Consider the following 14,575-nt stretch of genomic DNA (forward strand, 5'->3'; position numbering starts at 1 on the left):
TTATGTTTAAATCAAAAAAGGTATTAATTGTTCAGAGGGTAATCACATCTTATAGGCTAGAACTCCTAAAAGGTCTTTGTGATTACTTTTTAGAAGTTGGTATAGTGACGTCTGTTGGAGAGGTCAAAGGAACATTAAAGAAAGCTAAATATAATATTGACGATTTTGAAAACTTAAAGATTTATGAATTAAAATCATGGAAAGTTGGTTATACTGGCGAATCTAGATCAACGAGTTTGTTTGTTTATCCAAGTATCATTAAATTGATTAAATCTTATGATTTTTTGATTATTGAAGGTACAACGAACGTTCTTAATAACAGTTATATTATTCCTATTGCTAAAATATTGAATAAGCATATAATTTGGTGGGATTCTGGATACTCTCCATCAAAGAGAACACTACGAAGAAAATTTATTGACACTGTTATTAAGCCATTGGTTTTGTTGACAGACAAACAAATGGCATATTCTTCAAAAGGTGAGAAATATTTAAGAAAGTATATGGGCGGAAAAAATGCCTTTACAAACCTAAATACTATTGATACGGAGTATTTTGAGAAGATTAGGAATGAGGTTAAGACATCAATCTTAAATTATAATTTTAATACTAATTTAGTTAGATTATTATACGTTGGTGTTGTAGAAAAACGCAAAAGAATACAAGAATTAATAGACCAAGTCAACACCTTAAATTCTGATAATAATAATCGTCAGTACACTTTAGATATTGTCGGAGGAGGAAATCAGTTGGAAGAGTTGAAAAGTGAATATCAAAGTAGTCTAGTAAATTTTCATGGGCCAATTTATGATAAAGAAACGCTAAAGCTGTTTTACTTTAAAAGTGATTTATTTGTGTTACCAGGAGATGGAGGGTTGGCAATATTACAATCATTACTGTATGGATTACCTGTACTCTGTCTTTATGGAGCTGATGGAACAGAAGAAGATTATATTCAAGATAAAAAGTTTTTACTACAGAAGACAGAAGATATTTATGAGTTTTTGAAACATATTGAAACTATTGACAGAACAGAATATTTGGATTATGTAGATAAAGTGTCTTCAAAATTTTGGATTGAAAAGTTAATTAAAGCATTTCCAAATCAATAAATATAGCACTAATGAGAGTTTTACAAATCAATAAATTTTTATACAATATGGGTGGCGCAGAAACCTATATGTTTAAACTATCTGAAGCTCTTAAAGAACTTGGTCATGAGGTCAAGTTTTGGGGAATGAAACATTCTAAAAATATAATTGAAGATGAATTTGATTGTTTTGCAGATTGTATAGAGTTTTATGAGCTTTCAAGTATTCAAAAAATAACAGCTACTCACAATACAATTTATTCGAAGAAAAATATTAAGAAAATAAATTATTTCTTAGATCAATGGATGCCAGATATTGTGCACATTCATAATTATAATTTTCAACTTACACCTTCAATTTTAAAAGTATTTCACAAAAGAAACATTAAAGTTGTACAAACTATTCATGATAGTCAAATGGTTTGCCCTTATCACAGATTGTATAATTTTCAAAGAGAATCTACATGTGTTAAGTGTGTAGAAGGAAGTTTTTCAAACTGTATTAAAGACAAATGCTTTGATAATTCATTATTTAAAAGCACTATAGGAGCCTTAGAGTCTTATCTTTATCATGGATTAAATTATTATAATAAATATATTAATCATTATATAAGTCCAAGTCAGTTTTTAAAGAATTTAGTAAGTAAAAGAGTAAACCAAACAATTGAAGTAATTCCAAATTTTGTTGATGTATTACTTAATCAAAAAGAACTTATTAATAATAAAGATTCGTATTTTTTATACTACGGAAGAGTATCAAAAGAAAAGGGGATTATTGATATCATTCCAATATTAGAAAAGTTAAAACTAAATCTCTATATTGTTGGTAATGGAGATGAAGTATCGCAAATTAAACAATCTGAATATATTACATATCTTGGTCCTAAATATGGAGAAGAATTGTTTTCTATAATAGCCAATGCTAAATATGTAATACAACCTTCTAAATGGTTTGAAAACTGTCCTATGACAATTGTCGAATCATTTTCACTAGGTGTTCCAGTGATTGGTGCAAACCATAGTGGTTTTAAAGAGTTAATAGAAGATGGTGCAACCGGTTTTATACTTGATTTTACGAATAAAGAAACATTAGAAGACGAACTATTAAGAGTTGATTCGCTCTATACAGAAGCTTTAAGGCAACAAGCGTATAAATTTTATGTTGATACGTTGTCTAAACAACAACATTTAACCAAAGTTGTTAAGATTTATGAATCATTACTAACTTAAGTATGAGCCGAAGTTTATTTACAAAAATTGTTTCAAAAATTAAAGGTGAAAATTATGATGTAAACCAAAGTTTTTCGACTTGGGATACCATTTTAATTCTCTTCAATAAATCGGTTGCTTTAGCAAAAGGAATGATTTTTATCAAGCCCTTTTTAAAATCTTCTAAGGGACTTATCTTCAAAGAAAAAGGAGCGAAAATATCATTTAAAAACAAAATAAAGTGTGGAAAAAATTTACTTTTAAAACGGAACAGTCATATTTATGCATTATCAAATAAAGGAATTGTAATAGGTGATAATTTTTCTTTAGGAGAATATGCAATTATAGAATGTACAGGTGTTTTAAGATTAATAGGTGAGTCTTTACAAATTGGAAATAATGTAGGAATAAATCACTATTGCTTCATTGGAGTAAGAGGACCAGTTAAGATTGGAGATAATGTTATTTTTGGACCAAGAGTTAGTGTGTTTTCTGAAAACCATAATTCCGATCGTTTTGATATCCCAATTAAAGATCAAGGAGAAACAAGAAAGAGCACCACTATTGGAAATGATGTTTGGATTGGCGCAAACTCAGTAATCTTATCTGGTGTTATAATAGGTGATGGCGCAATAATTGCAGCTGGAGCAGTAGTGAGTAAAGATGTTCCGCCATTAGCAATTGTAGGTGGAGTACCTGCTAAAATCATTAAATATCGGAAATAATAATCGGCGTTGTAAATGGATTTAAGTAATAATAGTCACCTATAAATGGTAAAAGAAAGTCTATTTAAACATATAAATAAAGTAGTCCCCTTTATTGAACTTTTCACAAAAGCATTAAGTTTTATAGGTGTAATTATAATTACAAGACTTTTAAGTGTTGAAGAGTTTGGTGTATACTACTATGTGGTATCAATTGTAGCTTGGGCTTCTGTCTTTATGGATGGTGGGATAAGTTATTTTATAATCAACAAAAGCATTAAGGATGAGTTAGAAAACCTTGGTCATTATCTGGTTAGTAGAGTGACATTTTCATTGATTACAATTATTATTCTTTGTTTTGTTGTTGGTGTATTAAAACAAGGGGATATCATTTATGTTTTACTCTATTCTATTTCGTTTTTATTTATTTTATTAACGGCATTCTTTAAAATTGTAGCAAGAACACAAGGTAAAGTAAAATTAGATATAGTTACCATTGTTTTAGAACCCTTAATTAGAGTTCTTATATTGTTAGCATTGTATTTTTCGATTTCAAAAGTTAACTTAAGCACCATTTTTGTGGTATTACTCATAACTGCTTTACTTGGTTTTTCCTTGTCGTTCATGTATTTTAAAAAACAAATTCCTTTAATAATAAGACCTACGATTACGCTCAAGGAGATGATTGATATCTTAAAGGAAACAAAGAGCTATTTGCTAATGTATTTGTTTTTGGTGGGTTTGAAGAGAGTAGAGATTATTATTGCTAATTTTAGGTTTAGCAAGTTTGATTCTGGACTATATTCTTCAGCAGATAATTTTTATAATTCTGCATACTTATTTTTTACTGCCTTGATATTGATTGGATTAAAAAAGCACTATGTAATGACCTCAAAAGAGAAACAGAAAAATCTATTTAATATTGCTGCAGTTAGTTTTTTTAGCGTGGTGTTTTTGTATTTTTTTTCAGATGTCATTTATTCAATATTTTACAAAGACAGTTATATTCAAGGTTCTAAAATATTAAGTATCATTTCACTATCTCTTCTGTGCACTCCATTCACATATTTTTTCATTTTAAATAACAATTACAACAATAAAATTAATATCAATGTTCTTGTTTTAGGTTTTTCATTTGTTATTAAAGTTATACTTCTTCTTTTCGCTGAAAATATTTTTATTTTTAGTTATTTTGTTGTTGGTATAGACTTAATAATTATAATTATTTATTCCTTATTATCATTAAAAAAACCGAAAAATCAAAAAAAGAATTTGTGAATTAAATTTTTTGCAAGTTGCACAAAATCTAAAACAACAATAATTTAGCATGACTGATGATTACATAAAATTAGCAAAAAAAATAGCCTCAAATTTTTTACTGGTTAACAATTATTATCCTACTAGTAAATCAAATAAAGCTAAATATGCATTCTATCAAATAATGACCCCATTTGTAAAAGCACATTACAAACTATTTAACTTCCTTTACCCTCAAAGGCCTTGGACTAGCCCAGCCTCAATAATATTTTTTGATAGAGTTTTAAAAGATGATATGGTTGGTTTAGAGTATGGTAGTGGACGTAGCACTCTTTATTTTTCTAAAAGAATAAAAAAATTAGTAAGCATTGAGCATAACGAAGAATGGTATAAATTAGTTCAAAATCGATTAAAAGAAAACAACATAGAAAATGTGGATTATTTTTTATTTCCAAAAGAGCATGTTGATTATAACAAAGACGATTTGGATATTTACCTCAACGAGCATGATGAACAAGAATCTAAAAAAACCTTTGAGAAGTATTATAACAAGGTTAATGATTATCCTGATGGTTTTTTTGACTTTGTAATAATTGATGGTAGAGCGAGAGTTCGTTCTGGATTAAACTCAATTGATAAGCTTAAAAGTGGAGGGATATTTGTTCTTGATAATTCAGAAAGAGAAAGATATAATCCACTTCATGAAGCACTTGAATCTTGGCTAATGGTTAAAACCACAAATGGTATAACAAATACAACTATATGGGTTAAACCTTAGTTGTTTGAGTTTTTGATTTTCTCGAGCGTAAAAAAGTTTGAAAAAACCAAAATATATATTGCCGTTACAGCATTAGTGAAATAGTTACCACCAAAAAAAGCAGACAATAACACGCTAAAAATGGCATACTTTAAAAAGGCGTTATACAAGTAATGCCTTATGATATATTTATAATAAAGGCTTAAGTATAAAACCATTCCAATAATTCCCCAAAAAAAGAATAGATCAACAAAGGCCATTTCTGTTCTTAATATATTAAAAAATCCACCACCTATTAAGTAATTGATAAATGACCAGTCATATTGAGAAGCTAAATTTAAAGTCTCCATTAATAACAAATCTCTTGTTGAAGTAATTGCTGTTATAAATCCATAGTCATTATAGAGAATCACAAAAGGTTTTAAATGAGTTGATAAAAAAAGACTTAAGATGTCAATTGAAAGAAAGATTGCTACCACTAGAAGTAAGAATAAAATATAAAATGTAAACTTTTTATAAAGTTTAAGATGAAAAATTAGATATACACCCACTAAAGCGTAGAAAAAGTAAAGCGTTTTAGTACCAATTAATAAACCACTAATGATGATAATCCAAAAATCTAATGTGATTTTTTTTATCTTAAGATAGTTGTAAACTACATAAATAGTAGCAAAACAATAGATATAAGATGCATGACTATTCATTTGAATTATACCATTATATCCAAATCGATCATGTCCGTAGGTACGAAACAAATCTAGTTTAAATAGAATACCTACTAATATCGCAATAAAGTTTATCCTCAAAAAAAAAAGAATTATAGTGAGTGCTTTATGTATTTGAATGTCTTTAAAATTCAATTGGCTTATATAGTCTGCCATAACAAAAATAAAGGTGTATTTTGCAAAGTATAATAGGTTTTCTAGTAGTTTTTCTTTTAGAGATAATCCGGTATCAATGCCTAGTTGTGAGAAGAAAAAGAGTAAGCCCAATATGACTAATGCCCCAAAAAGAGAAGATGATATTAATTTTCGAGCAAAAACGTAACATAAAAACATCATTTTTATTACAATACCTACTCTATAATGCTCAACGCCATAAAAGTCTAATAATTTTGTTAGAAATTCCGAAATAAAAAACAAAATCAATATTATACTCAATTCATTTGTCTTCTTAAAACTCCAAAAAGATTTAGTAAATATAGGAGAAAGCATAAAATTTGTAAGTAAAAAAATTAGTGATAGATATTTTTTAAAATTATATTTGTAGCTAAATCTACAATAATTTAAAATATTATGAAATTAGAGAAGAGTACTAAAGTATATATTGCAGGATGTGGAGGAATGCTTGGAAGAGCTGTTTATGCTTATTTTTCTGAAAGGTGTAATGTTAAAGCAACAGATATTGACCTTAATATTGAATGGCTAGAATATGCAGATGTAAGAGATTACAAACAAATGGAAGAATCCATAATAGCGTTTCAACCAGAATTAATTATCAATTTAGCTGCGCTTACTGATCTTGAATTCTGTGAAAAAAATGCAGAAAATTCATGGCTAACGAATGCCCTTGGAGCAGAAAATATAGCTTTAATATCCAAAAAACTGGACGTTCCTATGGTTTATATAAGTACGGCAGGAATTGTAGATGGAGAACAAGATCTTTACAATGACTTTGATGCACCAAACCCATTAGGTATTTATGCTAAATCTAAATATCATGGAGAAGTTTTTATAAAAAGCTATCTAGACAAGTTTTTTGTTTTCAGAGCAGGCTGGATGATGGGAGGAGGGCCAAATAAAGACAAAAAATTTATTAATTTAATCTATCAGCAAATTAAGTTTGGACAAAAGGAATTGTTTATTGTTGATGATAAATTAGGAACACCCACATATACGCTCAGTTTTGCTGAAGGGATATTTAAAGTTGTTGAAACTGAACTTTATGGTGTTTATAATCAGGTTTGTGAAGGCGATTGTAGTAGATATGAGGTTGCTGTTGAGCTTGTTGACCTTTTAGGATTAAAAGATGAATTAAAAATCACAAAAGTAAGTTCAGATTACTTCAAAACTGAATATTTTGCGCCTAGGCCAACATCAGAAAAACTGGTAAACATGAAGCTTAATGCAAGAGGAATCAATTTTATGCCACACTGGAAAGAAGCATTAAAAGACTATGCCCAAGTGTTTATAGCGGATTTAAATAAATCATAATTAGATGAGAATAGCCGTTTTAGGCATAAGAGGTCTTCCAGCTAATTATGGAGGGTTTGAAACCTGTGCAGAACATACAACTAAACATTGGGTGGCTATTGGTCATGACGTACTTGTATATTGCCGAAAATCTCATTATGAAAATCAATTAGAAGCAGTTTCTGGGGTAAAATTGACTTATGTAGGTTCGATCCCGATAAAAGGAATAGAAACCTTATCGCATACTTTTTTTTCTATTATAAACCTTATCTTCTTCCATTCAGAATATAGATATATTCATTTGTATAACTCGGGTAATGGAATATTTATCCCTTTTTTAAAGTTATTTGGAAAGAAAGTTATAATATCAGTTGATGGAATTGAATGGAAACGAGAAAAATGGGGTTTTATAGCAAAATTTTTTCATAAACTAGGAGCTAATCTAGCTGTTAAATTTTCCAATAAAATTATTACAGACAACCAAGAAGTTTATAATTTTTATAAAGAAAAATTTGGTATAGAATCAGAAATAATTGAGTATGGAGCCAAATTTATATACAAAAACGAGTTTTCAGGAGAATTTTTAAACAAATATAATCTCAAACGGCAGGAATACTATATTTTTATTGGGCGATTAGTTCCTGAAAAAGGTGTACATCATTTAATAGATGCATACTTAAAACTAAAAACAAATAAGCCACTTGTTATAATTGGTGACGACACTACAGAAACAAGTTATAGGAATGATTTGTTTAAGAAAGGTGAAGCAAATTATAATATTATCATGACAGGGTTTCTATATAATAATGAGTACGAAGAATTACTTTCTAATTCTTATTTATATATTTCTGCAAGTGAATTAGAGGGTACTTCTCCATCACTTTTGGCCGCAATGGGAGCTAAAGTTTGTACTTTGGTAAATGGTATTGATGAAAACTTACAGACCATTAATTCGTCTGGGATAGCGTTTGATAAGTTAAATTATCAAGATTTATTAAAAAAGTGGGAGTATTGTGAAAATAATCCTTCATACGTCTATGAAATGGCAAATAAAGGCTATAATCATGTCAAGGCGAATTATCAATGGGAAGGCATTTCAAAAAAATATCTTAAGCTATTTAAATATTTATAAGTTATTTTTAATCCTTTATTTTTTTTACACGTTCATTAACATACATAGTCTAACAAATGTTTGTGTCAAAATAACTATTTATGAAAGAGTTATTTACTATTGATGTAAACTTGCTCATGGACATAGAATTAAAGCCATTAATAGATGAACGAAAGGAGGCTTGTTGTAGGTATCATATTTCGCTAAAAAGGAATAATCTGAGTTCCAGAAAAGCATGGAAAATCACCTAAAAAAATGAATTAATAAAATTGATAAGTGATTTCTTCTACTATTTTTAAGCACTTATTCTTGCATAAATAATATAAATATATGATAATTAAAACCATCTACGGCATTGGAGCAGGCTACGAAGTAGGCCCAACCATGGCAGTTTTTGCTGAAAAATGACCACATATAAAAGAAACGATGATTGAGTTAAGGCATCTATAAATGCGTTTCAAGGTTAGTACTTAAGTAATAGTTAGACGCTTTCGGTATCTAATTTAAAGACATATTTATAAAATTTAAAAGTGTTAATGGCTAAACAAAAAGGCATTATAAAACTTAAGGGAACGCTTAACGGGTTATGTTACTACAAACTAAATGGAGAAGACATCGTCCGAAAAGCAGTGGGGCCTTCTAAAGAGCGCATTAATAACGATCCTGCATTCATTCAAGTAAAAGGTAATAATCAAGAATTTGCAGCTGCCGTATATCTTACTAAATCTATTAGTATCGGTTTAGGTTCTGTTGCCAAAGCTTTTAAGGATAGCTATATGCACAGTCGGTTAACTGGTGTTTGCCGCAAAATTATTCAAAAAGGTGAAGGAACTAAAGGACAAAGAGAAGCAAATCTTTTTAACGATCCAGAAAGCCTTATAGGATTTCAATTACATAAAGAAAAATCGTTTAATCAAATCAGGGCATTAATACTTGACGTTACTACTAATGCAGAACGCAATATGGTAACCATCACGATTCAAAGACATGCTCATGATAAGTTAAAAAAATACACAAAAAGCGATAGGCAAGTTGTTTATACAGCAGTAGTAGGTTTGGTAGCACCCCAAAATTGGAATAAAACATTAGAAACCTATGAACCAATGTGTGCAGAACAAAATGGCTTAGGGTTCACTATAGAATCAAAAGTAGAATCTTTAAACGACCAATCCCAAAGCATCCAACTTCAGGTTAAAACAAATATGAATATAGATAGTAAGGTCGCTTTAACTGTTTGGTTGGGAATGAGTTTAGTTGAAACAACACAAAATAAACAGGAGGCAGTGCAATCGCACTATGGTATGCAATGTATAGCGGTGCTATAAAAGGTATAAGATGTATTAGACCATAAGGGCAGGTTCACCCGTAGTAAAGGAATACCAAAGCTTACTTAAACCTATTCATTACATATAGGAAACAAATTCTTCTGTCTTGCAGTCTAGTAACTTAAATTTTATAGCTATTGATGAAACATAAAGTTAATTTGATGTTGGTAGCAAAGTATATTTAATGAACTTCCTTATTTTTGTTTAAATTTTAATAAAATGCACATTAAAACCATCTGCTGCATCGGTGCAGGCTACGTAGGAGGCCCAACCATGGCGGTTGTTGCCCAAAAATGCCCACATATAAAAGTAACTATTGTTGATATTAATGCTTCTAGAATAGCTGCTTGGAATGATAAAGACTTAAGTAAACTGCCCGTGTTCGAACCCGGTTTAGACAAAATTGTTGAAGAAGCTAGAGGAAGAAATCTGTTTTTTTCAACTGATATCGATAAAGCCATTGACGAAGCCGATATGATTTTTATGTCGGTTAACACACCCACCAAAACCTATGGGAAGGGTAAGGGAATGGCCGCCGATTTAAAGTACATTGAATTGTGCGCGCGTCAGATAGCAAGAGTCTCTAAACAAGATAAAATAGTCGTAGAGAAATCAACACTTCCGGTGAGGACAGCATCGGCCATCAAAAATATTTTAGAACATACAGGGAATGGGGTCAAATTTCAAATACTTTCTAATCCTGAATTTTTAGCAGAAGGAACAGCGGTTGAAGATTTATTAGCTCCAGATCGCGTTTTAATTGGTGGTGATACTACAGAAGAAGGTGAAAAAGCTATACAGGCTTTGGTTGATGTATATGCCAATTGGGTACCTAAAGAGCGTATTCTAACCACCAATGTATGGTCATCAGAATTGTCTAAGCTAACGGCTAATGCCTTTTTGGCCCAACGAGTATCCTCTATTAACGCCATGTCTCAACTTTGTGAAAAATCGGGTGCAGATGTTAACGAAGTTTCCAAAGCGATAGGAATGGACTCCAGAATAGGTAACAAATTTTTAAAAGCCTCTGTTGGTTTTGGAGGCTCTTGTTTTCAAAAAGATATTTTAAACTTAGTGTATATTGCCAAAACCTATGGGTTAGATGAAGTAGCAGATTATTGGGAGCAAGTCATAATAATGAACGACCATCAAAAGCAACGTTTTTCAGATAACATAGTGAGTACGCTTTACAATACAGTTTCAGGTAAAAAAATAACATTTTTTGGCTGGGCGTTTAAAAAAGACACCAACGATACGCGGGAATCGGCAGCCATTAAAGTGGCTGATAATTTGTTGAGTGAACAGGCTTGTATTGAAGTGTATGACCCTAAAGTAACGGAGGAACGTATGTATGCTGATTTAGAGTATTTGAATACACGAAGTGATAAAGAAAATAGAACCTTATTAAAAGTTCAAAATGATCCTTATAAAGCTAGTAAAGACTCTCATGCCATAGCTGTTTTAACAGAATGGGATGAATTTAAAACCTATGATTGGCAAAAGATTTATGACAACATGAATAAACCTGCTTTCGTTTTTGATGGGAGAGGTATTTTAGATATCAAAGCGTTAGAAAAAATAGGTTTTGTGTGTTATAAAATTGGAACTGGGTCTTAATGTCTTTCACGGCAAAGCGAAGAATCTCAAATTAAAGCATTGAGAATATTTCAGATTCTTCAGTCGTTATGCTCCTTCTGAATGACAGTGTTCTTGTTTATTGTCATTCAGAGCGCAGCGAAGAATCTCGTCCATGTCATTCAGAGCGCAGCGAAGAATCTATGTTTTGTATAATTTCAGTACATTCAAATTTTGAAAACGATTGGGACACATAATTATTTTGTTTATATTTTAACAAATAAAACAAAGAGAGTTCTTTATACAGGAGTTACCAATGACCTCAAAGACAGGTTGTATTTTCACAAAAATCCAGTTCCTTTTTCTAAAGCATTCACAGCAAAATATAAATGTTATTATTTAGTGTATCACGAGCATTTTTTTGAAATAGATGAAGCTATAAAAAGGGAAAAGCAAATTAAAGGATGGAGTAGAGCTAAAAAAGAAGCATTAATTACCGAGTTTAATTCATCTTGGATTTTTTTGAATGATGACATATAGAGATTCTTCAGTCGCTATGCTTCTTCTGAATGACAGTGTTCTTTCTTTTTGTCATTCAGAGCGCAGCGAAGAATCTCAAATTAAAGCATTGAGAATATTTCAGAATCTTCAGTCGTTATGCTTCTTCTGAATGACAGCGTTCTTGTTTATTGTCATTCAGAGCGCAGCGAAGAATCTCTTAAGGAGTATGTTTGAGATGTCTCACCCAATTTGACATGGCAACAGGATTTTCATTGTCATTCAGAATGAAGTGAAGAATCTCAGAAAAGGATTTCACAAAAGAAACAAAAAAATGTTTACCCAAAAGAAGATATAACTTTAAAGTTATTCCATTAAATTTGTACTGTTAGCAAAATTCATAATCAAAAGGTAAAACTATTGAAAAAAGTACTCATTACTGGTGCCGCTGGGTTTTTAGGATCACATTTATGTGACCGTTTTATTTCTGAAGGATACTTTGTTATTGGGATGGATAATTTTATAACCGGAGAAGAACGGAATATCGTGCATTTACTCAGTCATCCAAATTTTGAGTTTATTGAGCATGATGTAACTGAGTTTGTTTCAGTTGAAGGACGTTTAGATTATATTTTACATTTTGCGTCTCCAGCAAGTCCTATCGACTATTTAAAAATACCTATTCAAACGTTGAAAGTGGGATCCTTAGGAACTCATAATTTATTAGGGCTCGCCAAGGAAAAAAAAGCACGAATTTTAATTGCTTCAACATCTGAAGTGTATGGAGACCCATTAGTGCATCCTCAATCTGAAGATTATTATGGAAACGTAAATACGATAGGTCCTCGCGGTGTTTATGATGAGGCGAAGCGGTTCCAGGAAGCCATTACTATGGCGTATCATCGGTTTCATGGTTTAGAAACACGAATTGTACGTATTTTTAATACATACGGACCAAGAATGCGATTGAATGATGGACGTGTAATTCCTGCCTTTATGGGGCAGGCCTTACGAGGAGAGGATTTAACTATTTTCGGTGATGGCTCTCAAACACGCTCTTTTTGTTATGTGGATGACCAAGTGGAAGGGATTTATCGATTATTATTAAGTGATTATGCCTACCCTGTTAATATTGGAAACCCACATGAAATAACCATTAAGGAATTTGCTGAAGAGATTATTAAATTAACGGGAACAACTCAAAGAATCATTTATAAAGAGCTTCCCCAAGATGATCCTTTACAACGTCAGCCAGATATTTCATTGGCTAAAAAACTATTACATTGGGAACCTAATGTGACTAGAGAAACTGGCATGCAAATAACGTTCGATTATTTTAAAACCTTGTCAAAAGAGGCCTTGTATAAGAGTGAGCACAAAGATTTTAAAAAACACATAAAAAAGTAATTTGAAATGCCCATTAATAAGTTGCAAACCAATCGACATGATAAGCAGGCATTCCATCTGTCCGTTAAAAAGCAATAAATAGTAACAGATGAAAACATTTAAACAAGGACGATATTCTAAGTATTTAAAACCGTTGTCTTATCTCGTAGATTTAGGGATAATAAACGGAGCCGTCTTTTTGTTTGATATAAACATGACAAATACCCTCTTGTTTAGTCTTTATATATCTGCTTTATGGATTGTTATTTCATTTAAAAATGACTTTTATGAAGTACAACGGTATACGAAGATCATTCAAGTTATGACACTTATTACAAGACAAATAGTGTTTTTTGCTATTATTTTGTATGCCTTTATTGGAGTTTTTAAACAACCTAATATTAGCCGGCTTGCGCTTGCGGAATATTTGCTATATGTAGCGTTTGCCATAACATTTTTTAAGTTTTTAATTTTTTATTTATTAAACAGATATAGAGCTGCTTTAGGAGGTAATTTAAGAAACGTTGTTGTTATTGGTGATACCGATAAAACAAGACAGCTTATAAGTATTTTTAATAAAAGATTAGATTTCGGTTTTAAGTTTAAAAAGCAATTCGTGATTAACGATGAGTTTTCTATTCAAAAATGTTTCTCATATATTATCGAAAATGAGGTGGATGAAATATATGCTTCAGTGGCAGAGCTATCTAATAAGCAAATCAATAAATTAATTTATTTTGCAGACAACAATTTAAGGCAGTTAAAATTTATTCCTGATAACAAAGATATCTATGCAAAAAAATTAACCTATGAGTATTATGATTATATTCCAATAATATCATTACGAGATATTCCGTTGCAAGTCCCAGTTAATAAATTTATAAAACGAGCATTTGATATTTTATTGTCTTCAGCCATTATTGTTTTTTTATTATCATGGTTAACACCTATTCTGGCAATATTAATTAGATTGGAAAGCAAAGGCCCTATATTTTTTAAACAAACCCGAAACGGATTTAATTATAATGAATTTGATTGTTATAAATTTAGGTCTATGACACCGAATAAGGATGCGCATTTACACCAAGCTACTAAAGGTGATATGCGAATCACTAAAGTGGGTAAATTTATCCGTAAAACAAGCATTGATGAATTACCTCAATTTTTTAATGTGCTCTTTGGAGATATGTCTGTTGTTGGTCCTAGGCCACATATGGTAAGACATACAAACTTATATGCTGAAAAAGTGGATAAATTTATGGTACGGCATTTTGTAAAGCCTGGAATTACAGGTTTAGCGCAGATTAGCGGATTTAGAGGTGAAATAGAAACAGATAAAGATATTATTAATAGGGTGAAATATGATATTTTTTATATTGAAAACTGGTCAATCCTATTAGATTTAAAAATCGCATTACAAACGCTATTAAATGCTTTTAAGGGAGAAGAAAAAGCATACTAATCAATTATA

13 protein-coding genes and 1 pseudogene are annotated in these 14,575 nt (G+C 30.7%); 13 read left to right on the forward strand and 1 reads right to left on the reverse strand.

Translation table 11 applies throughout. The features are described 5' to 3' along the window. The first annotated feature begins 2 nt into the window (after positions 1–2). From G5V56_RS01085 to G5V56_RS01105, 5 genes and pseudogenes are all read left to right on the forward strand, one after another. A complete protein-coding gene (locus G5V56_RS01085) occupies positions 3–1,112 on the forward strand; it encodes a glycosyltransferase (RefSeq protein ID WP_166959993.1) in 1,110 nt (369 codons plus the stop codon). Between the two features lie 11 nt (positions 1,113–1,123). Beyond that, the gene (locus G5V56_RS01090) at positions 1,124–2,320 is read left to right on the forward strand and encodes a glycosyltransferase family 4 protein (protein WP_166959995.1); all 1,197 of its coding nucleotides are present in this window, start codon (positions 1,124–1,126) and stop codon (positions 2,318–2,320) included. A 497-nt stretch (positions 2,321–2,817) separates the two neighbouring features. Further along, positions 2,818–3,018 (forward strand): annotated as a pseudogene (locus G5V56_RS19245) (DapH/DapD/GlmU-related protein); the annotation flags it as partial. A 51-nt stretch (positions 3,019–3,069) separates the two neighbouring features. Beyond that, a complete protein-coding gene (locus G5V56_RS01100; protein WP_166959997.1) occupies positions 3,070–4,281 on the forward strand; it encodes an oligosaccharide flippase family protein in 1,212 nt (403 codons plus the stop codon). Positions 4,282–4,330: 49 nt separating this feature from the next. Then, complete coding sequence (locus tag G5V56_RS01105) at positions 4,331–5,038, forward strand: hypothetical protein (RefSeq protein WP_166959999.1); 708 nt, start codon at positions 4,331–4,333, stop codon at positions 5,036–5,038. Here the strand turns inward: G5V56_RS01105 and G5V56_RS01110 are convergent. Then, a complete protein-coding gene (locus G5V56_RS01110; RefSeq protein WP_166960001.1) occupies positions 5,035–6,177 on the reverse strand; it encodes a hypothetical protein in 1,143 nt (380 codons plus the stop codon). The two genes, G5V56_RS01105 and G5V56_RS01110, sit on opposite strands and share 4 nt — an antisense overlap. Before the next feature lie 135 nt (positions 6,178–6,312). On the opposite strand from G5V56_RS01110, the gene G5V56_RS01115 reads away from it, so the two are divergent. From G5V56_RS01115 to G5V56_RS01150, 8 genes are all read left to right on the forward strand, one after another. Continuing rightward, entirely contained in the window at positions 6,313–7,230 is a 918-nt protein-coding gene (locus G5V56_RS01115; RefSeq protein WP_166960003.1) for an SDR family oxidoreductase, read from the forward strand. 4 nt (positions 7,231–7,234) lie between these two features. Beyond that, positions 7,235–8,341: a glycosyltransferase gene (locus G5V56_RS01120; protein WP_166960005.1), complete on the forward strand. Its 1,107-nt coding sequence runs from the start codon at positions 7,235–7,237 to the stop codon at positions 8,339–8,341. An 80-nt stretch (positions 8,342–8,421) separates the two neighbouring features. After that, positions 8,422–8,571 (forward strand): hypothetical protein, encoded by a 150-nt coding sequence (locus tag G5V56_RS01125; RefSeq protein ID WP_166960007.1) that lies wholly within the window; start codon positions 8,422–8,424, stop codon positions 8,569–8,571. 285 nt (positions 8,572–8,856) lie between these two features. Continuing rightward, the gene (locus G5V56_RS01130; protein ID WP_166960009.1) at positions 8,857–9,645 is read left to right on the forward strand and encodes a hypothetical protein; all 789 of its coding nucleotides are present in this window, start codon (positions 8,857–8,859) and stop codon (positions 9,643–9,645) included. Positions 9,646–9,864: 219 nt separating this feature from the next. Further along, positions 9,865–11,262, forward strand: coding sequence for a UDP-glucose 6-dehydrogenase (locus G5V56_RS01135; RefSeq protein ID WP_166960011.1), 1,398 nt, complete (start codon positions 9,865–9,867; stop codon positions 11,260–11,262). Between the two features lie 192 nt (positions 11,263–11,454). Beyond that, complete coding sequence (locus G5V56_RS01140; RefSeq protein ID WP_166960013.1) at positions 11,455–11,760, forward strand: GIY-YIG nuclease family protein; 306 nt, start codon at positions 11,455–11,457, stop codon at positions 11,758–11,760. A 378-nt stretch (positions 11,761–12,138) separates the two neighbouring features. Then, complete coding sequence (locus G5V56_RS01145) at positions 12,139–13,125, forward strand: UDP-glucuronic acid decarboxylase family protein (RefSeq protein WP_166960015.1); 987 nt, start codon at positions 12,139–12,141, stop codon at positions 13,123–13,125. An 88-nt stretch (positions 13,126–13,213) separates the two neighbouring features. Continuing rightward, complete coding sequence (locus G5V56_RS01150; RefSeq protein ID WP_166960017.1) at positions 13,214–14,566, forward strand: undecaprenyl-phosphate glucose phosphotransferase; 1,353 nt, start codon at positions 13,214–13,216, stop codon at positions 14,564–14,566. The last annotated feature ends 9 nt before the right edge of the window (positions 14,567–14,575 follow it).

Origin of the sequence: Yeosuana marina (genome assembly GCF_011762485.1) — a bacterium.
GTDB lineage: Bacteria > Bacteroidota > Bacteroidia > Flavobacteriales > Flavobacteriaceae > Yeosuana > Yeosuana marina.